Source organism: Clostridia bacterium (assembly GCA_034926675.1).
Classification (GTDB): Bacteria; Bacillota; DTU025; order DTU025; family DTU025; genus JAYFQW01.
The window spans coordinates 14568-32247 of sequence record JAYFQW010000079.1; the positions used below are offsets into that span (position 1 = coordinate 14568).

Below are 17680 nucleotides of genomic sequence, written 5' to 3' on the forward strand. Positions count from 1 at the left end.
GGGTTCCAGGAAGTAGGCAAAGGGCGGTCAGGCGTCAATGAAAACCGATCGTCGCAGGCAGCCGCTTCAGAGCATGGAGGACGTGGTCAGGAACCTGCGTATCCAGCGTCACGGATTCATCAACCATATGCAGGTCATATATGGCCTCCTTCAGCTGGACAAGATAGACAGGGCCATGGAGTACATAAGATCCGTTGGGTATGACATGGCGTACGGAGGCAGCAGGCCCGAGATTGGGCAGTATCCCGAACTCTCGGCTCTGCTCTGCATGAAGTTCGCCATCGCGGAGGCTCGCGGTATTTCTACTGCGTGTGAGATCGAGTACGGCCTCGATTCGTTTCGCGTTCGCCCAACCTACCTCACCACAATCATCGGGAACCTGCTTGATAACGCCATACAGGTTCTGTCCGAATCGAGCTTGCCGATGGAGAGAAGGCGCATTACGTTTGCCATCAGGCAACTGGCTGGGAAGTGCGTATTTGAAGTGTGGGATAGTCTAGGCGCGGTGCATCCGGGTGTTGCTCCGCGGCTTTTCGAATTCGGCGCTACTGCCTTAGGGATTGATGAGCATGGTTACGGTCTGTTCATCGCGAAGGAGCTTACTGAGGGATTGGGCGGGGAGATTAGCGTGAGCAGTTCCGCTGACCGGGGTACGTTGTTCCAGGTGGCGTTTCCCCTCCAGGCCGATGCTTGCGAACACAAGGAGCGCAGTGCGAATGTTCGTTGACTATGTTCAGGTGCACGTGAAGGCGGGCGACGGGGGTTCTGGCGCCATCGCGTTCAGGCGCGAGAAGTACGTCCCTCGGGGGGGACCGGCCGGAGGCAACGGCGGCCGCGGAGGAAGCATCATCGCGCTGGCCGATGATGCACTCCGTACTCTGGTGGATTTCAGGTATCAGAAGCACCTGAAGGCCGATGCGGGAGCAAACGGAGGGACGAGCGACAAGAGCGGTTTGGATGGAAGGGACCTCATTGTCCGAGTGCCTGTTGGAACGGTCATAAAGGATGCGGCCACAGGAGAGGCCATCGCCGACATGGTGGCTGCCGGGCGGCGCGTATATCTGGCGCGGGGAGGATCAGGTGGGCGCGGCAACGCGCAGTTCGCGACCCCCGTGAGAAGAGCTCCTAGGTTCGCCGAGAAAGGCGAGCTTGGCGAGGAACGTGAGGTGATCCTCGAACTCAGAATCCTTGCCGATGTGGGATTGATCGGGTTCCCGAATGCAGGCAAGTCCACCCTTCTGTCACGCATATCGTCTGCGCGGCCCAAGATCGCTGACTACCCATTTACTACACTCTCTCCAGTCTTGGGTGTAGTGGAAGCGGGAGGCGATAGTTTCGTGGCTGCAGATATCCCTGGGTTGATTGAGGGCGCTTCGCAAGGCGTTGGGCTTGGACACGAGTTCCTGAGGCATGTCATGAGGACACGCCTTCTCGTCCATGTGGTTGACGTATCGGATTTCTCAGGGCGCGACCCGTTGTCGGACTACCACATCATCAGGCGGGAGATCCGGCTGTACAATGCGGACCTCGAATCGAGGCCCGAGATTGTGGCGGCAAACAAAGTGGATATGCCCGGAGCGCGTGAGCGTGCGGATGCTCTATCCCAGGCCCTGGCAGCCCAGGGGGTTCCCGTGTTCGGCATATCCGCGGTTACTGGCGAAGGCGTGGAGCTTCTCCTGTATGCAGTGGCTGCCGCGCTTGCGAAGATGCCGAAACCCGAAGCGGAGCCAGCCAGCACTGAGGAACCCAAACGGTATACTGTGCGTGGGCCGCGCCTGCGTGATGTCGCCATAGCAAGGGATCACGGCGTGTTCGTCCTGTCTGGAGAGGGAGTTGAACACCTGTGCCAGCGGACTGACCTCGAAAACGAGGAGTCACTGAAGCGATTCTACGGGATGCTCACACGGGCCGGCGTGATCGATGCCCTGCGCGAAGCGGGGATGGAAGAAGGCGACACGGTCCGAATTGGCGACATCGAGTTCGAGTTCGTGTTGTCGTACTCGGCGATGCGAGATTGATCGGAACGGTGGGTTCACATGCAACGTATCGCGATAATGGGCGGGACCTTCGACCCCATTCACTACGGGCATCTAGTCGCTGCTGAGGAGGCGGCTTACCGGTTCTCCCTGGATCGTGTGGTGTTTGTTCCATCAGGCAGGCCTCCGCATAAGATGGGACAGACGATTACTCCTCCTGCAGAGCGCTATATGATGACCTTGCTTGCCACGATGACGAACCCCCATTTCGAGGTGTCGTCTGTTGAGATCGATAGGCCCGGCCCATCATATGCGGTGGACACTGTGAGGGAGTTCAGGGATCGCTATGGCGCCGAAATCGCCCTCTACTTTATCACAGGCGCCGACGCTATTATCGAGATGTCCGGGTGGAAGGACGCGTCATCGCTCATCCAGATGTGCGATTTTGTGGCCGCAAGCCGACCCGGCTACGCAATCCAAGTGGATCGAATTGAGGAAATCTTTGGTCATTACTCTGGGAAGGTGCATTTCTTCGAGGTCCCGGCATTGGCGATTTCCTCAACCGATATCAGAGCGAGAGTTCGAGCTGGCCAGCCAGTACGGTATCTTCTGCCGGACAATGTGATTGGCTACATTCAGAAAGCTGGCCTTTATCAGGCATGAGGTGGACTGACGAATACATCGGCGTTCGTCGCGGAACAATAGAAGCGCCTAAGCGAGGTGCAAGCATGAGCAAGACTCTCTATGTGGGCAATCTGCCGTGGGCGATCACCGATGATCAGTTGGAGCAGGTCTTTTCTCCTTTCACGGAGGTCGTGGCGAGCCGAGTCATCACCGACCGCGAGACGGGAAGGTCCAGGGGATTCGGTTTCGTTGAAGTGTCGACCGAAGATGTGGATCCCATAATCCGGTCGGTGAACGGCACCGTAGTCGGTGGAAGGGAGATCACGGTGAACGAGGCCAAGGAAAGGCAGACCCGAATGTAGCGCAAGAGCGCATTCGAGGGCATGTCGAAGGACATCGTCCCCTGGGTTGGTGCCCCCGGGGACGATGTGCTATTATATGGGCAGGCGATGCGAAGGCGGGTGGCGCCAAAGGATGGACGAGGTCTCGCTAGCGAAGATGAGGGCTCAGTTGGCGAAGGCGCTGAGACCGCGAAGGTACGTGCATTCAGTAGGGGTGGAACAGGAGGCGAGGCGGCTCGCCAGCAGGTTTGGCGCAGATGCCGAGCTATGTGCAACAGCTGGGCTGCTTCACGACTGTGCGCGTGACATACCAGGCCATCAGCTGGTGGAGATCGTCTCGCAGCATGATGAGGGGTGCGTTAGCGACACACTTCTGCGCAATCCAGTGCTTCTGCATGGCCTCGTCGGGGCCATTCTCGCCAAGGAGAAGTATGGGATAGACGATGAGCGAGTTCTGCGGGCGATACGCCTCCACACGATGGGTGCGCCTGATATGACGCCAGAGGACAAGGTAGTGTGCCTTGCGGACTACACAGAACCAGGTCGCGATTTCCCAGGGGTGGAGGGAATCCGGGCGTGTGCTGAACGCAGCCTCGATCTGGCGCTTCTGGCCGCTTTCGACTCCACCATCAAGCATCTGATCGATTCTGGATACGAAATCGAAGCAGCGACGGTGGCTGCGCGTAATGGGATACTGCGCGGCCTTGAAAACAGTACGGGGGTTGGTGATAGATCTGCACTCCAGCAATGAAAGGGTATTCCGTGAGCTGCCGGCCCTTGGCGTCGCAAGAGTCGCCGCCGCTTGCGCTCTTGAGAAGAAGGCGCTGGACGTGGTCATCATGGATTTGTCGAGCGTCTCCTTCATGGCCGATTACTTCGTGGTATGCACCGTCAACACGGATACGCACGCGCGTGCCGTTAGGGAGGAGATCTCCGAGCGCCTTGAGGGGGTAGGCCTTTCTCCGCGCAAGCGCGATGGGTCTGACTCATCTGGATGGATCGTAATGGACTGGGGCGACCTCATCGTTCACATCTTCCGCGGTAGCGAAAGGCAGTTCTATGATCTGGAAGGCCTGTGGGGAGATGCGCCTCGGGAACGGGTCACAGACCCGGGCAGTGATCCAGCATAGCAATGGGCCAAGTTGCTGTTGACTTAGTCGGCTGCGGCAGGTATAATCATGACGTTGTTGAAAACTCATGCGGGAAACGCGATGAAGAGGAGCAGTAGGTTCCGGAGCGGCCGAAGAGAGCCGGGAACGGTGGGATCCGGCGGTTGCATCGAGCCGAACTCGCCTTGGAGCGGCGCGGGCGAAATCGTTGTAGTCCGCGACGGGCGGCGCCGTTAGCCGCGAAGAGCCACCGTGGTGTTAACGTGGGGCTGTAGCTCAGCTGGGAGAGCGCTTGAATGGCATTCAAGAGGTCGAGGGTTCGATCCCCTTCAGCTCCACCATTTCTTTGTCCCTGGCATCGGTCGGGCCACGGTCGATCATAGGGTGGTACCGCGAGAATGTCCTCGCCCCTAACAGCTGAGCTGTTGGGGGCTTTTTGATTGTGTGGGCCGATTGTCGCGAGGTCTGCTGCTATTGTGTTCAAAGAGGGGAGGAGCGAGATGCGCGACAAGTACTTCTTCAAAGATATCGAGACTAGGTGGCAGAGGCAGTGGGAGAAGGATGGACTGTACCGTACGAAGGATGAGCCTGGCAGGCAGAAGTTCTACCAGCTTGAAATGTTTCCTTACCCGTCCGGAAGGATTCACATGGGACATGTCCGCAACTACTCCATAGGGGACGTCATGGCAAGGTTCCATAGGATGAAAGGCTGGAACGTGCTGCATCCGATGGGGTGGGATTCGTTCGGACTCCCAGCGGAAAACGCGGCCATCAAGCATGGCGCGGATCCTGCAACCTGGACATGGGACAACATGGGGCACATGAGGGAGCAACTCAAGCGCCTTGCCTTCAGCTATGATTGGGACCGCGAGGTGGCGTCATGCGCTCCGGACTACTACAGGTGGACTCAGTGGCTGTTCCTTCAGCTGTTCCGGAACGGGCTCGCCTACAGGAAGACTCAGAAGGTGAACTGGTGCCCGTCGTGTGCGACAGTCCTCGCCAATGAGCAGGTTGTCGGTGGGAGATGCGAGCGGTGCGACGCTCATGTAGGCAAGCGCTCTTTGGAGCAGTGGTTCTTGGCAATCACGAAATACGCGGACAGGCTTCTTGCCAATCTCGACACTCTGACCGGATGGCCTGACAAGGTCAAGACGATGCAGAGAAACTGGATTGGTCGAAGTGAGGGAATCGATCTCGACTTCACCGTTCCGGGAAGCGGGGCGCCGCTAACCGTCTTCACCACGAGGCACGATACGGTGTATGGTGTGACCTATCTGGTCATCGCGGCTGAACATCCAGCTGTGGAGGAACTGGTGAGCGGAAGGCCGAATGAGGCCGAACTGCGGCAGTTCGTGGCGGATGTGATCTCCGAGGACGACATGGTTCGCATTGCGGAAGACACCGAGAAGGCCGGGATGTTCACAGGCCGCTGCGCGGTGAACCCGGTTACGGGCGAGAGAGTGCCGATATGGATAGGCAACTACGTCCTGATGGAGTATGGAACCGGCGCGGTCATGGGCGTGCCCGCCCACGACCAGAGGGATTTCGAGTTCGCTCGGAAATACGGGCTGCCAGTGAAGGTCGTCATAAACCCGGTAGGCGCCGAGCTTGATCCCGCCACAATGGAATTCCCATATTCAGAAGACGGAGTGCAGGCGAACTCGGGGGAATTCGATGGGATGACTTCGGCATCTGCGCGTGCCGCCATCGCCTCTCACATGGAGTCGGCGGGCATAGGCAGACCATCCGTTCACTATAGGCTCCGCGACTGGTTGATCTCGCGCCAGCGGTTCTGGGGCGCTCCGATCCCCATCGTATACTGCGCGAAGTGCGGAGAGGTCCCAGTCCCCGATGAGGCCCTGCCTGTCCTCCTGCCGGAGAAGGCAAGATTCATGTCGACCGGGAAATCTCCTTTGATCGACTGCCCGGAATTCGTGAACACTACCTGCCCATCCTGCGGTGGGCCGGCGAGGCGCGAGACTGACACCATGGATACCTTTGTCTGTTCGTCATGGTACTTCCTCAGATACATCTCTCCGAAACTGGACACTGCGCCATGGGACCGTGCCGAAGCCGACTACTGGATGCCAGTCGACCAGTACATCGGAGGCGTGGAACACGCGATCATGCACCTGATGTACGCAAGGTTCTTCACCATGGCAATGCATGACTTGGGCCTTGTGGGAGTGGATGAGCCCTTCAGGAACCTCCTGACTCAGGGGATGGTGCTCTTGGATGGGACTAAGATGTCGAAATCCAAGGGCAATATCGTAGACCCTGATGAGATAGTCTCCAAGTACGGTGCGGACACAGCCCGTCTGTTCGTGCTGTTCGCCGCGCCGCCAGAGCGCGATCTGGAGTGGAACAACGAAGGCGTGGAGGGCTGCTCCAGGTTCCTGCAGCGAGTTTGGAGGCTGGTCTACCAGTATTCTGGGGCGGCTTTCAGGAGAGGGCGCGCAGTGGCCGAGGGCGCTCCAGTTCAGCGAGGCACTGGATCACATATTGGGGCTGAAGCCGCTGCAGTGCGGCGGGCAGCTCATGGGGCCTTGAAGAAGGTCACCGAGGACATCGAGATCAGGTGCACCTACAACACCGCGATAGCAGGCATAATGGAATTCGTCAACTCGCTCTATGAGTTGAGAGATACAGCTATGCGCGATGCCGAGGGTGTTGAGGCGATGTCGGAGGCTGTGGAGTATCTGATCATCATGCTCGCGCCGTTCGCGCCGCACATCGCGGAGGAGCTGTGGCATGAGACTGGGCATTCTGGGAGTGTGCATCGGGTTGCCTGGCCAAAGTATGACCAGAGCGCCCTCGATGTGGACGCAGTCGAGATTGCGGTCCAGGTGAACGGGAAGCTTCGCGACAGGATAACGATCCCTGTGGGAGCGACTCAGGAGGAGGCATTCGCTGCTGCACTCCTGAGTGACAAGGTCGCCGCGGCGATTGGCAACGCCCCAGTTAAGAAGACAATACTGATTCCGAAGAAGCTGCTCAGTGTGGTTACAGGCTAGAGGAACGTGATCTAGGAATTGGGATGATACGCTATGGGCTGCGGCGATGCCGCAGCCCATAGCGTATCAGAGAGAGCCAGACAGTCCCCTGCGCTTCATGATGGACTGCACACGATGAAAATCACCCCGTGAACTCACCCGTACGCATGAGGCGCGCGGTCAGGCAGTCGTGCTAAGATTGCGCTGACGGCCCAGATAGCCACCAGAAGCTGGCGCGTCATGGAGGGGTGGCGCATGAACCGCATTGGTGGGCGCAGGCTTGCGATGCTCCTGGCGGGAGTGACTGTGCTCGGCCTTTGCGGGTCACTCCTCAAGTTGGCGCGCCGGCCCGCGGTGGTGATTGAAGGCGGTCAGGCGGTGGATTCCCCAGGCGCCTTGGGGGCTGAGTTTTCCAAGTCACTGGCGCCTGGCTCACGTCCTGAGGTTGCGCCCCGGGCGGATCCAACGGCAGATGGCGGAGTGCACGAGGCAGAGGTGGCTTCGGCGGCCCCTCCCAGTTCTCGTTTGGAGGAGCACGGGAGCGAGCAGGCCAACACGGTCGAGCCTTGCGCTGGTGGACCGGTGGTGCACGTGGCGGGTGCGGTGGGGAAGCCGGGGGTGTATCGTCTGTCCGCCGGCGCCAGGGTCGCCGACGCTGTTGCGGCTGCCGGCGGGGGTTTGCCAGCCGCCAGCATGGACGATATCAATCTGGCTCTGCCGGTGCGCGATGGGGAGCAGATCTTCATCCCTCGCAGGCAAGAGCAGGCCGGCCGAGGCGCCGATGCCCCCCACAGCGCTTCGGCGGCGCCTCAGCCCACTCCTTCCGTCATCAACAGGGCCGATCTCTCAAAGACCGCTCCAGATGCTTCTGCTTTCGCCGCAGGGCTTCTGGTCTCGGCGTCCTCGGATTCGACTTCAAGACTGATCAACATCAACACCGCCTCCGAGGCTGAGTTGGATGCACTTCCCGGAATCGGGCCGGCCATTGCCGGGCGGATAGTTGAGTACCGTCAGGCCGTTGGCGGGTTTCGATCTGTGGATGATCTCCTGAATGTGTCGGGAATCGGTGAGATCAAGTTTGATAGGATCGCGCCACTGGTGACAGTCAGATGATCAGGGAGGTTCGGTTCGCAGCGGCGCCTGTGTTTCTGGCTGCGATCCTGGCAGGCGCTGAGCTGGGTCTCCTGCGCGTGCCCAGTTCCGTGCTATGGTCTGGATGGGCCGTGCTGGGCGTTGTTGCCGTGCTGTCGGTTCCTGCTCTTCGCCTGTCTCCTGCCAGAAGGGGAACGCTTGTGATGGTTGCGGCTGCGCTAGTCGGCGCCTCTGCAGGCGCGTATGGAATTCGCCGGGTCGACATGATGGCGAGTAGATCCGTTGCAAGGTTCATCGGATGTGAGGTCGAGGCAACCGGCGTAGTGGTGGCCGCTCATCCGGGCGCCCGCGAGCCCGAAATCATACTGAAAACCGAATCAGTAGCGCTCGAGGGCTCTACTCACCAGGCGGTGGGCAGGGTCCGGGTCAGGCTGCCATCAAGCCCGGATTCTGTCGAACTGCTGAACAGGTTGCGCTCAGGCGCCGTGGTGTCGATCACGGCGGCTCTCGAGGCTGCGCAGTTGCCGATGAACCCCGGCGAGCCCGACTACAGGGCTGTCCTATTGCAGGATGGCATTCACGCTATTGCTAAGGTCAGCCCGGACAGCGTTCGGGTTGGGCGAGAGCGGACACGGGACCTTGCTCTTCGGATCATTGGCGTGATGCGTGATGGCCTGGTGCGCGCTGCGCGGGAGACCCTCCCCGATCGTGAGCGCAGAGTCCTGGTGGGAATGGTGTTTGGGGATTCCGGGGAACTCGACCCGGAGATCCTGGATTCGTTCCGGAGGGCAGGCGTGTCTCACCTGCTTGCTGCGTCCGGACTGCACCTGGGGCTTGTTGCAGGCCTCTCCGATGAGATCTCCAGGGCAGTTCACCTGTCTTCCAGCGCAGCTGCGGCTACGTCCCTTACTGTGGCCCTGATCTACTCAATGGCGGCCGGCCTCCGGGCATCTGTCGTGCGAGCATGGCTCACTCTGGGCGTGTGCGCGATTGCGAGGGCGAGAGGACGACGGCCAGGTCCTGTGCAGGCGTTGTGCGTGTCGGCCTCTCTGCAGCTTCTGTGGAACCCGCTTCTTGCGTGGAACGCAGGTTTTCAAATGTCGTACCTTGCGGCCATGGCTGCATCAGTGGCCGCGCCGCGATTGAACTCCATCATCCCCTCCAGCCTTCCGAAGCGTGTGGGCTGGCTGTTCCGTTCGATCATTGGATCAGGGGCGATTACTGCTGCAACCTTGCCCGTGCTTGTCAACATGACATCTCGGTTCAGCATGGTCGGAGTGTTCGCGAACCTGCTGGCGGCGCCTATGGCCTGGGTCGGGATGATCGCGGGCCTAGTTGGCTGCGTCCTCGGCGTCCTGTTTCTGCCTGCAGGAGCGATGATCAACTCGGGCACTGCACATGTCATTGCAGCGCTCATTGATTTCGCTGAATGGGCGTCAGCGGTTCCGATGGCATCGGTGGACGCTGGGAGGATGGGGGCATGCGGTATCGCTCTCTACTACTCGGCCTTTCTGGCGGTGTGCTGGCTCGCCTCGGATGAATTCCGGCGATGGCGCGCCTGCCGGCTTGTCAGGCGGAGGCCGTTATGTGTGTCAGCCTTCGCCTTCTGCGTTCTCCTGGCCCTGACGATGTGGCCGAGGCCATTGGAGGCCATCGTCTTCTCTGTGGGGCAGGGCGATTCCATATTCCTATCTACTCCCTCTGGTCATACGATTCTTGTGGATGCCGGCAGCGGGTACGCGGGAGGCAGGTACATCGCGCCATATCTCAAGAGGCGCGGAATCCGCAGGCTCGATCTGCTTGTGATCACGCACGAGCATGCGGACCACTCTGGAGGGCTTCAGAGCGTCTGTTCCTCAGTTGATGTACTGGCGGCAGCTGTTCCGCAGGGCTCGAGCGGACCGGAATGGGACCGAATAGCAGAGACCATGGGAGCTTCGTCGGCAGGGAGCGCGCTCCGTGTGTTCCGCGTGGGAGATGGAGACTCGCTGCGCCTCGGGTGCGTAAGCCTTGAGTTCCGGAATCCACCGAAAACCCCGAACGCCAATGAGCTTGGCCGACGTGGCATTGGGGATCCAAACGAGAAATCAGTTGTGATCCGAGTAGCGGCAGGAAGCTTCTCGATGCTTCTATGCGCTGATGCAGGGAAGGAGTTCGAACAGAGGGTTCTAGCGCTAGGCGGAGCCTCCTCTGCTGCACTGAGAGCAAAGGTGATAAAGGTGGGCCACCATGGCGCTGCGACATCCGCGTCCGGGGCGTTCCTGCAAGCCTTGCAGGCTGAGGTTGCTATCATATCAGTGGGCCGCAATGGTTACGGTCATCCCTCTCCGTATACAATGAGTCGATTGGAACAGCAGTGCTCAACTGTGTTCAGGACTGACAGAAACGGCGCCGTAGTGCTGAGATACCGCCCTGGAGCACGCGGGTTCACGGTGCACGACATGATCAGCACGTGGAAGAGAGTGCCCATGTTCCGGGAACTCCGATCAGCTCCGACTTCATGATCCACCAGGAGGAAGTGGCGCGCGCGCCGTCGAATATCAACAGCACGACGCACATGTGAAGGGGGGGGAATCCCCACCTGCATCGCAGGATGGGGGCAATCTTGAAGCGGTTCGTCATTCTAGCCTTGGTTTCCGCTTGTCTACTTGCCGCCCTAAGCGTAGGGCCAGCTTTCGCGGCCGAGAAGACCACAATCACCTTCTGGCACGCGATGGGCGCACAGCTAGGCAAGACACTTGATTCGCTCGTGGCAGAGTTCAACCAGCAGAGCCCTGACGTATTGGTGAAGGCCGAGTACCAGGGCAACTACGGAGCCCTGAGCCAGAAGATCGTCGGCTCCCTGGTGGCTCGGAAGCCACCCACGTTGGCCCAGGTCTACGGCAACTGGGCAGCGGAGTACATATCATCTGAAGAGCTGGTTCCAGTGGAGAAGTTCATCAAGGGTCCCAACGGAATGAGCCAGCTAGAAGTGGACGACATCTGGGATGGCCTGAGGGCGGGATCAACCTTCGATGGCGTCTGGTATACGATGCCCTTCAACAAGAGTGTGTACGTGCTCGTTTATAACAAGACTGCCTTCAAGGAGGCCGGCATTGCGAATCCGCCGTCCAGCTGGCAGGAGCTGCTCACAGCTGCCAAGGCGCTCACCGTTAAAGATGGCGACAAGGTGGTAAGGTATGGCCTTGGGCTCAGGCCCAATGTGGATATCTACGCCTGTTTCTTCTTCACCGCAGGAGGCGCCTGGCTGGATGGCCAGAACAAGGTGAACGTGAATAGCCAGGCGGGAGTCAAGGCCCTGCAGTTCATGGCGGATTTGGTGAACAAACATAAGGTTGCTTACTACGTGCCTGGTTACATCGATGCGGACTTCGGCGCAGGCAAGGCGGCAATGTACCTCACCACTTCGCCCGGGCTCTCCTACACTGAGCAATCGGTCGCTGGCAAGTTCGATTGGAGCGCCGCTCCGGTCCCGTTCATGGATGCCAAATACAAGGCTACTCCTGTTGCCGGAACCGACCTCGCCATCTTCGCAAGGGCGAGCCAGCGAGAACAGGAAGCTGCGTGGGAGTTCATCAAGTGGATGGTGGAGCCTAAGCAGACTGCTAAGTGGTCAATTGGAACCAGCTACGTTCCAGTGCGTAAATCGGCTCAGTACCTCGACATGATGAAGCAATGGTTCGCGTCGCACCCACGTAATGAGCAAAGCCTCAAGCAGCTTCGCTATATCAAGTATGACCCGAACATCGCAGCATGGTCGAATATACGAAATGACATCTCTGAAGCTGTTGAGAAGGTATTCCTTGGCAAAGCAACTGCTCAGGAAGCGCTTGACGCCGCGGTGCTGAAGGGCAACGCGCGTATGAAGTGATCCAACCGGCGACGCCGGCACAAACTGTGAGGCGCCCGGGGCCGTCGAGCGAGAGCTAACTGCCCCGGGCTCTGATCTGTGAGGGGAGTACTGATGCGTTTTCCATTGTTCCGTGTTCGCACGTCCCGATCATGGCTCGCGGCGACCTTGCTCTTTGCCGTTCTGTTTGGCAGCATGTGGCGGAGTCCCCAGGCATCAGCTGAGAAGCTGAACTTCTACTTCGGGAATCTGCACTCCCACACATCGTACTCAGATGGGGTTCTGACTCCGTCAGATGCGTTCGCCCATGCTCGCGATGTCGCGAAGATGGATTTCCTCGCTGTCACGGAGCATGGATACTACCTTCAGGAGTCAACGAACATCCACCTGTGGTACAGGAGCCTTGAGGAGGCCGAAGCCTTCTACCAGCCGGGTGTGTTCCTGCCTCTGGTGGGCTTCGAGTGGACTTACGGCCCTGGGCATATGTGCGGCCATGACACTCCGCTTGCGGCGTCACGGGATATCCAGCGCGATCTTCCTGCCTTCGCGGCATTTCTTCGTGATTACCGGGGGATCGGCGTCTTCAACCATCCGAACTATGACATACAGCCGAATTGGGATGACTTTCTCTACCTCGGAGAGGCTGATAAGTGGGTATCCCTCATTGAGGTGGGCTCAGGCCCATACAGGCACAATGTGAAGAACGAGCGGGCCTACATACGCTCGCTCGACAGGGGCTGGCGCGTGGGCGCCGTGAGCAACCAGGACAACCACAGAGCTGACTGGGGAACTGCTGCGCCGACGCGAACTGGCATACTCGCTCCGGAGCTTACCCGTGAGGCGGTGTACGCCGCAATGCGCGAGATGCGCACCTATGCGACTGAGGATCGAAACACGCGAGTGCTCTTCTCGTGCGGTGATGTGATGATGGGTGGGGAGTCCGTGATCTCCGCTGACGATGTCGCGGCGGGCAGACCCGTGGGCTTCTCTATTGTGGTGGAGGATCCGGATCCCGGCGATTCTTTCGAGCTTGTTCAGGTGATAACGGACGGTGGGAAGGTCGCATGGGAGTTGGCGCCAGGCGCCGGCGGAAGGTTCGAGGCGCGATTCGAACTCGTCCCTGAACAGGCCTACAACTGGTACTACGTCAGAGTGGTCCAGGCTGATTCGGATCTGATCGTCACCAGCCCGATCTGGGTTGCCACGGGGTCGGGCATTGCCGTCTGTGACTTCGGTTGCGGTGATCGTGTGCCAAGGGCTGGCGCTCCGGTTCGAGTAACGGCGGAGATCGTGAACAGGAACGAGGAGGCCATCCTCGGCGCAATGGCGGCGCTGTACGCTTCATCAGGCGGGATTCGCTCACTGGTGGGCTCGGTAGTTCTTGATCTGCCCGCCGGACGGGGCACAGGAATCAAGTTCGAATGGACACCCTCTGAGCCGGGTGAGGTTGGGCTCGAGATGGAAGTCTACGGACCGGGCAGCCAGGTCGGCGACGTGTTCGTTGGCGCCGCCGCCCGCGTGCGCACCTCGGATGTCACCAGGGTCATGATCGACGAAGGGCATAACAACCGGAGCGCCGGGTACCATGGAGCATATGCTGAGCTGCTGCGCGCGGCGGATTACAGCCCATCCATCAACGAGGGGCCTATCACCGACGGGCTGCTCTCCAATACAGACATCCTTGTGGTGAATGCGCCGGAGATTGGGTTCTCTCTGACTCCCACATCATTCGAGGCTAATGAGATTCAGGCCATGGCCAGGTTCGTGAAACGTGGCGGTTCGCTGCTCCTTGCGGGCTGGTCGAACAGTGATGATGGATCGAGAACCTGCGATCAGCTCAATGAGGTTCTCGCGCAGATAGGCTCATCCATCAGGTTCGGGTACGACGAACTCCGTGCGGGCAGAGTTCCGATAGTCGAGGTTGCCTGGACCGGAGGGGATGGGAAGCCTGCGTACGCTGGAGAGGCATGTTCTCTCCTGGCCGCCGACTGGACAAGTCTGGATGCCATCTCGGATGTGAAGGTGTTTGCCCGGGCGCCGAAGGCGGCGTCTGCTCAGGTCGCAGGGGATGATCGCATGCTCGTGGGCGGCCAGTCTCCGGTCTTCGCGGCAGGGCAGGTTATCGATAGGGGACGTGTGGCATGCCTCGGTTCCCCGGTCTACTCAGCCCGGGATCTGGCGCGGGAGGGCTACTCCAATGCCAGGTTCACCTTGGACGTGATGTCATGGCTTGTGGGAGGGGAATGGTAGCATGTCGGTGAGCCAACCCGCTGTCTCCAGCCGACGCAAGTTCGCACGCGAGACGCTCGAAGCGTATATGTATCTTGCGCCGGCTTTGGTCATCCTGCTCGCTTTCCATATCGCACCTGCATTCTACGCGCTGTACATCAGCTTCTTCGAGACGAACCTCATGAGACGCTGGAATTTCGTGGGGTTGGCGAACTACGTCAAGCTGTTCCAGGATACCGATTTCATCCGTTCGCTTGCCAACACCGGGAAGTACGTTCTTGGCACAGTCCCTACTGGCATGGCGTTGTCTCTGTTCGCTGCGTGGCTGCTGAACCAGAAGATCCGCGGGCTTGCGGTGTTCAGGACCGCCTTATTCCTGCCCTACGTTACGCCGGTAGTGGCCATATCCATTGTGTGGATGTGGATCTACAAGGAGGATGGCAGTGGGCTGCTCAACGCGATACTTGCCCTGTTCGGGGCGAAGGGGCAGGCGTGGCTTCTCGATCCGAGGTGGGCGATGTTCGCTCTCTGCTTGATGAGCGTGTGGAGGCATCTCGGCTACAACATGGTGATATTCCTCGCCGGTCTGCAGAACATATCGACCGAGTACTACGAGGCAGCTGAGATCGACGGAGCCCGGGGCTGGACCATGTTCACGAAGATCACCTGGCCGCTCTTGTCGCCCACTACGTACTTCGTGACGATGGTGTCGGTCATCGGGTCGTTCCAGGTGTTCACGCAGGCCTATGTTCTGTGGCCATCGGCGAGCGGAGGGCCTTTAGGCTCCACTAAGGTTGTGGTCAAGTATCTGTACGATGTGGGCTGGGGTTCGTTCAAGTTCGGTTACGCTGCCGCGATAGGCTACGCGCTCTTCGCCATCATCTTCCTGCTGACGCTGGTTCAGAGGAACCTCGTTGGCAGCCGCGTGCACTATCAGTAGTCGGGAGGAGATTGACATGATAGGAATGCGGAAGACGGTAGGGAGGGGCCTAGTCTACCTATTCCTGGTTATCGGCGCGGTTGCGATGCTTCTGCCGTTCTACTACATGCTCAGCACATCGATTAAGGGGCCTGAAGAGCTGTACGTGGCCGATCTGGTGTGGTTCCCCAAGCACATCGTGCTGAAGAACTACGCTGACGCTTGGAACGCGGATCCCAACTTTCCGAGGTATTTCTTCAACTCTGCGTTCATTGCCACGGTGACCACACTGCTTCAGCTTGCCACTTCGGCCCTTGCGGCGTACGCCTTTGCGAGCTTCGAGTTCTGGGGCAAGGAGTTCGTGTTTGTCATATTGCTGGGCACGATGATGATCCCCGACCAGGTGACCCTGGTCCCTAACTATGCCATCATCTCGAAGCTTGGATGGACAGATACCTACTGGGCTCTTATCGTACCGTGGACTGCCAGTGTGTTCGGGATATTCATGATGAGGCAGTTCTTCCAGACCATACCTAGGGACATGTGGGATGCCGCACAGATTGATGGATGCGGCCGGTTCGGCTACCTCTGGCGTGTAATGGTTCCACTCGCGCGGCCGATCTTCGTGACGAGCGGGCTGTTTACGTTCATCGGAGGATGGAACAGCTTCCTGTGGCCTCTGATAGTCACGAACACGGCCAAGTACCGCACCATACAGGTTGGCCTTTCTCAGTTCAATCAGGAATTCGGCACTGTGCCGAACCTGCTGATGGCTGCGTCCACGATGGCTATTGTTCCTCTGGTAGCGCTCTTCTTCATGGCTCAGAAGCAGTTCATCGAGGGAATCGCCCGCACGGGGCTCAAGGGCTAGGATGCCTTTGGGGCTGCTAGTGAAGCCTGCGATTTCGGATGCACGACCCTTCCTGTGCAGTGAGAGAGGAGGATTGGATTGAGGGATGACATCGCCCGCTCCGTTGAGTCCAGGGGGATATGCCCGGTGTACATTCTCTACGGAGAGGATCACTACTCCCAGAGGCAGGCAGCAGACGAGCTGGTCGAGGCGATCGTGTCGCTTCGAGGCGGCGCCGACACGAACACGTTCGATGCCGCGGAGTGTGCAGTGGACGACATAGTCTCGGCTGTGATGACTGCTCCAATGTTCGCTTCCGCGCGAGTAGTCGTGGTTCGGCGGTTCGATGAGATGCCAGGGGCCGACCAGGCCAAACTGATCTCCATTGTGGCCCCTGGGAAATCCAAGAGCGACCTGCGCATACCGGACGACACAGTCATGATCATCACCTCAGGCTCGAAGAGCATACCTCGTCGGGAGGCAGCGGCGGGAGGCGTCAACGTATCTGCATTCGAGTTCAGGCAGGGTTATGCCAGGGGGGCGCAGGATTTCGCCATTTCCCGCGCCAGAGAACTCGGCGCGGCCATGGATGAGGATGCAGCATCACTGCTAGTGGAGCTATCGGGGACGGACCTTGGGGCTATTTCAAGCGAAATCGACAAGCTCATAACCTACCTAGGAGGCAAGCACGCCAAGATAGCTGTGAATGATATTAGCGCGGCAGTGGGCCGGAGCTCCATCCAAACCGTTTTCACCTTCTGTGATGCGGCCATTGAGGGAGATCCGTCCAAGGCCATGTTGGCCCTGTCGGACCTGCTGAGAACGGAGAAGAGTGCTCTCGGAATCCTGAATACCCTTGCGACGCAGGTCAGGGGGCTCATGAAAGCCAGGGCCGAGCTTGACAGGGGGCGAAGGCCCGACGAACTGATCCGGGAGCTGTCAGGCGGAAATCAGCGCATGGAGTGGAAGGCGAGGAAAACCGTCGCCCAGGCGCGAAAGCTCTCCCAGCGGTCACTTGCGGGGATCGTGTCTAGGCTCGCTCAGGCTGATCTGAATATCAAGACTGGCGAATCCACCGAAACGCTTGCGATGGAGTTGCTCGTGCTGGATTTGGCCGTACAGCAAAAACTCCAGCGACACTGAGCATTGTCACTGGAGTCACACCCGGCGCTGTATTGGCATCGGCGGCTACCTACTCAGCGGATCCTCTCGCTATGCGGTTCGCCTTGCGGGCCAGCTGCGACTTGCGCCGCGCTGCTTGGTTCTTATGAATAACGCCCTTCTTCGCCGCGCGGTCGATGGCGCTGAACGCGCGGTTTAGCTGATTCTCGGACGCTCCAGCCTCAGGCTGGGCCAATGCCTCGTGGAAACGGCGGATCGCCGTCTTGACGGAGGACTTTACTGAAGCGTTCCTGAGCGTTCGGACTCTAGAAGTCCTCACTCGCTTCTCTGCCGACTTGTTGTTTGGCACTCTACTACACCTCCTCCGCCTGTAGATTGCGCAAATATGATTCTACCACGCTCATCATCCCAATGCAAGCACCTGCCGCCTATCCCTGACGTTACGATGTAGCATCCCAGTTTTCTTCCAGCGCCCCTTGGGTGATAAGTTCAGGCCCGGCGACCAGTTGCTGGTTATCGATACCCTGTAAATTGTAAATCTATCCCAGAGGTACTGAGCCCCTCCGTATGGAATA

General features: G+C 59.2%; 15 protein-coding genes and 1 tRNA gene. 15 read left to right on the forward strand and 1 reads right to left on the reverse strand.

What is annotated here, in order from left to right:
- Positions 1-37: 37 nt before the first annotated feature.
- The 15 genes from VB144_14860 to holA all read left to right on the forward strand — a co-directional run bounded on the left by VB144_14860 (position 38) and on the right by holA (position 17126).
- A complete protein-coding gene (locus VB144_14860) occupies positions 38-727 on the forward strand; it encodes a Spo0B domain-containing protein (protein ID MEA4884908.1) in 690 nt (229 codons plus the stop codon).
- On the forward strand, positions 717-2018 hold the full coding sequence (gene obgE, locus VB144_14865; GenBank protein MEA4884909.1) for a GTPase ObgE: 1302 nt from the start codon (positions 717-719) through the stop codon (positions 2016-2018). Before VB144_14860 ends, obgE begins: the two co-directional genes overlap by 11 nt.
- A gap of 18 nt (positions 2019-2036) precedes the next feature.
- Positions 2037-2639, forward strand: a complete 603-nt coding sequence (gene nadD, locus VB144_14870; protein MEA4884910.1) for a nicotinate-nucleotide adenylyltransferase — start codon at positions 2037-2039, stop codon at positions 2637-2639.
- A 65-nt stretch (positions 2640-2704) separates the two neighbouring features.
- Positions 2705-2962: an RNA-binding protein gene (locus VB144_14875; protein MEA4884911.1), complete on the forward strand. Its 258-nt coding sequence runs from the start codon at positions 2705-2707 to the stop codon at positions 2960-2962.
- 112 nt (positions 2963-3074) lie between these two features.
- Positions 3075-3692: a bis(5'-nucleosyl)-tetraphosphatase (symmetrical) YqeK gene (gene yqeK / locus VB144_14880; protein MEA4884912.1), complete on the forward strand. Its 618-nt coding sequence runs from the start codon at positions 3075-3077 to the stop codon at positions 3690-3692.
- Positions 3667-4071: a ribosome silencing factor gene (rsfS, locus tag VB144_14885; protein MEA4884913.1), complete on the forward strand. Its 405-nt coding sequence runs from the start codon at positions 3667-3669 to the stop codon at positions 4069-4071. Before yqeK ends, rsfS begins: the two co-directional genes overlap by 26 nt.
- Before the next feature lie 244 nt (positions 4072-4315).
- Positions 4316-4391: transfer RNA gene (locus VB144_14890), tRNA-Ala, on the forward strand.
- A 159-nt stretch (positions 4392-4550) separates the two neighbouring features.
- On the forward strand, positions 4551-7064 hold the full coding sequence (gene leuS / locus VB144_14895) for a leucine--tRNA ligase (protein MEA4884914.1): 2514 nt from the start codon (positions 4551-4553) through the stop codon (positions 7062-7064).
- Between the two features lie 234 nt (positions 7065-7298).
- Positions 7299-8156, forward strand: coding sequence for a helix-hairpin-helix domain-containing protein (locus VB144_14900; GenBank protein MEA4884915.1), 858 nt, complete (start codon positions 7299-7301; stop codon positions 8154-8156).
- Positions 8153-10639, forward strand: coding sequence for a DNA internalization-related competence protein ComEC/Rec2 (locus VB144_14905; GenBank protein ID MEA4884916.1), 2487 nt, complete (start codon positions 8153-8155; stop codon positions 10637-10639). Before VB144_14900 ends, VB144_14905 begins: the two co-directional genes overlap by 4 nt.
- Positions 10640-10740: 101 nt before the next feature.
- Positions 10741-12006, forward strand: a complete 1266-nt coding sequence (locus tag VB144_14910; GenBank protein MEA4884917.1) for an ABC transporter substrate-binding protein — start codon at positions 10741-10743, stop codon at positions 12004-12006.
- 93 nt (positions 12007-12099) lie between these two features.
- Positions 12100-14235: a CehA/McbA family metallohydrolase gene (locus VB144_14915; protein ID MEA4884918.1), complete on the forward strand. Its 2136-nt coding sequence runs from the start codon at positions 12100-12102 to the stop codon at positions 14233-14235.
- Between the two features lies 1 nt (position 14236).
- Complete coding sequence (locus VB144_14920; GenBank protein ID MEA4884919.1) at positions 14237-15154, forward strand: sugar ABC transporter permease; 918 nt, start codon at positions 14237-14239, stop codon at positions 15152-15154.
- A 16-nt stretch (positions 15155-15170) separates the two neighbouring features.
- Positions 15171-16004 carry a carbohydrate ABC transporter permease gene (locus VB144_14925; protein MEA4884920.1) on the forward strand — a complete coding sequence of 278 codons (834 nt, stop codon included), beginning with the start codon at positions 15171-15173 and terminating at the stop codon, positions 16002-16004.
- Between the two features lie 78 nt (positions 16005-16082).
- Positions 16083-17126 carry a DNA polymerase III subunit delta gene (holA, locus tag VB144_14930; protein MEA4884921.1) on the forward strand — a complete coding sequence of 348 codons (1044 nt, stop codon included), beginning with the start codon at positions 16083-16085 and terminating at the stop codon, positions 17124-17126.
- A 49-nt stretch (positions 17127-17175) separates the two neighbouring features.
- Here the strand turns inward: holA and rpsT are convergent, their stop codons facing one another.
- On the reverse strand, positions 17176-17454 hold the full coding sequence (gene rpsT / locus VB144_14935) for a 30S ribosomal protein S20 (GenBank protein MEA4884922.1): 279 nt from the start codon (positions 17452-17454) through the stop codon (positions 17176-17178).
- Positions 17455-17680 lie beyond the last annotated feature (226 nt).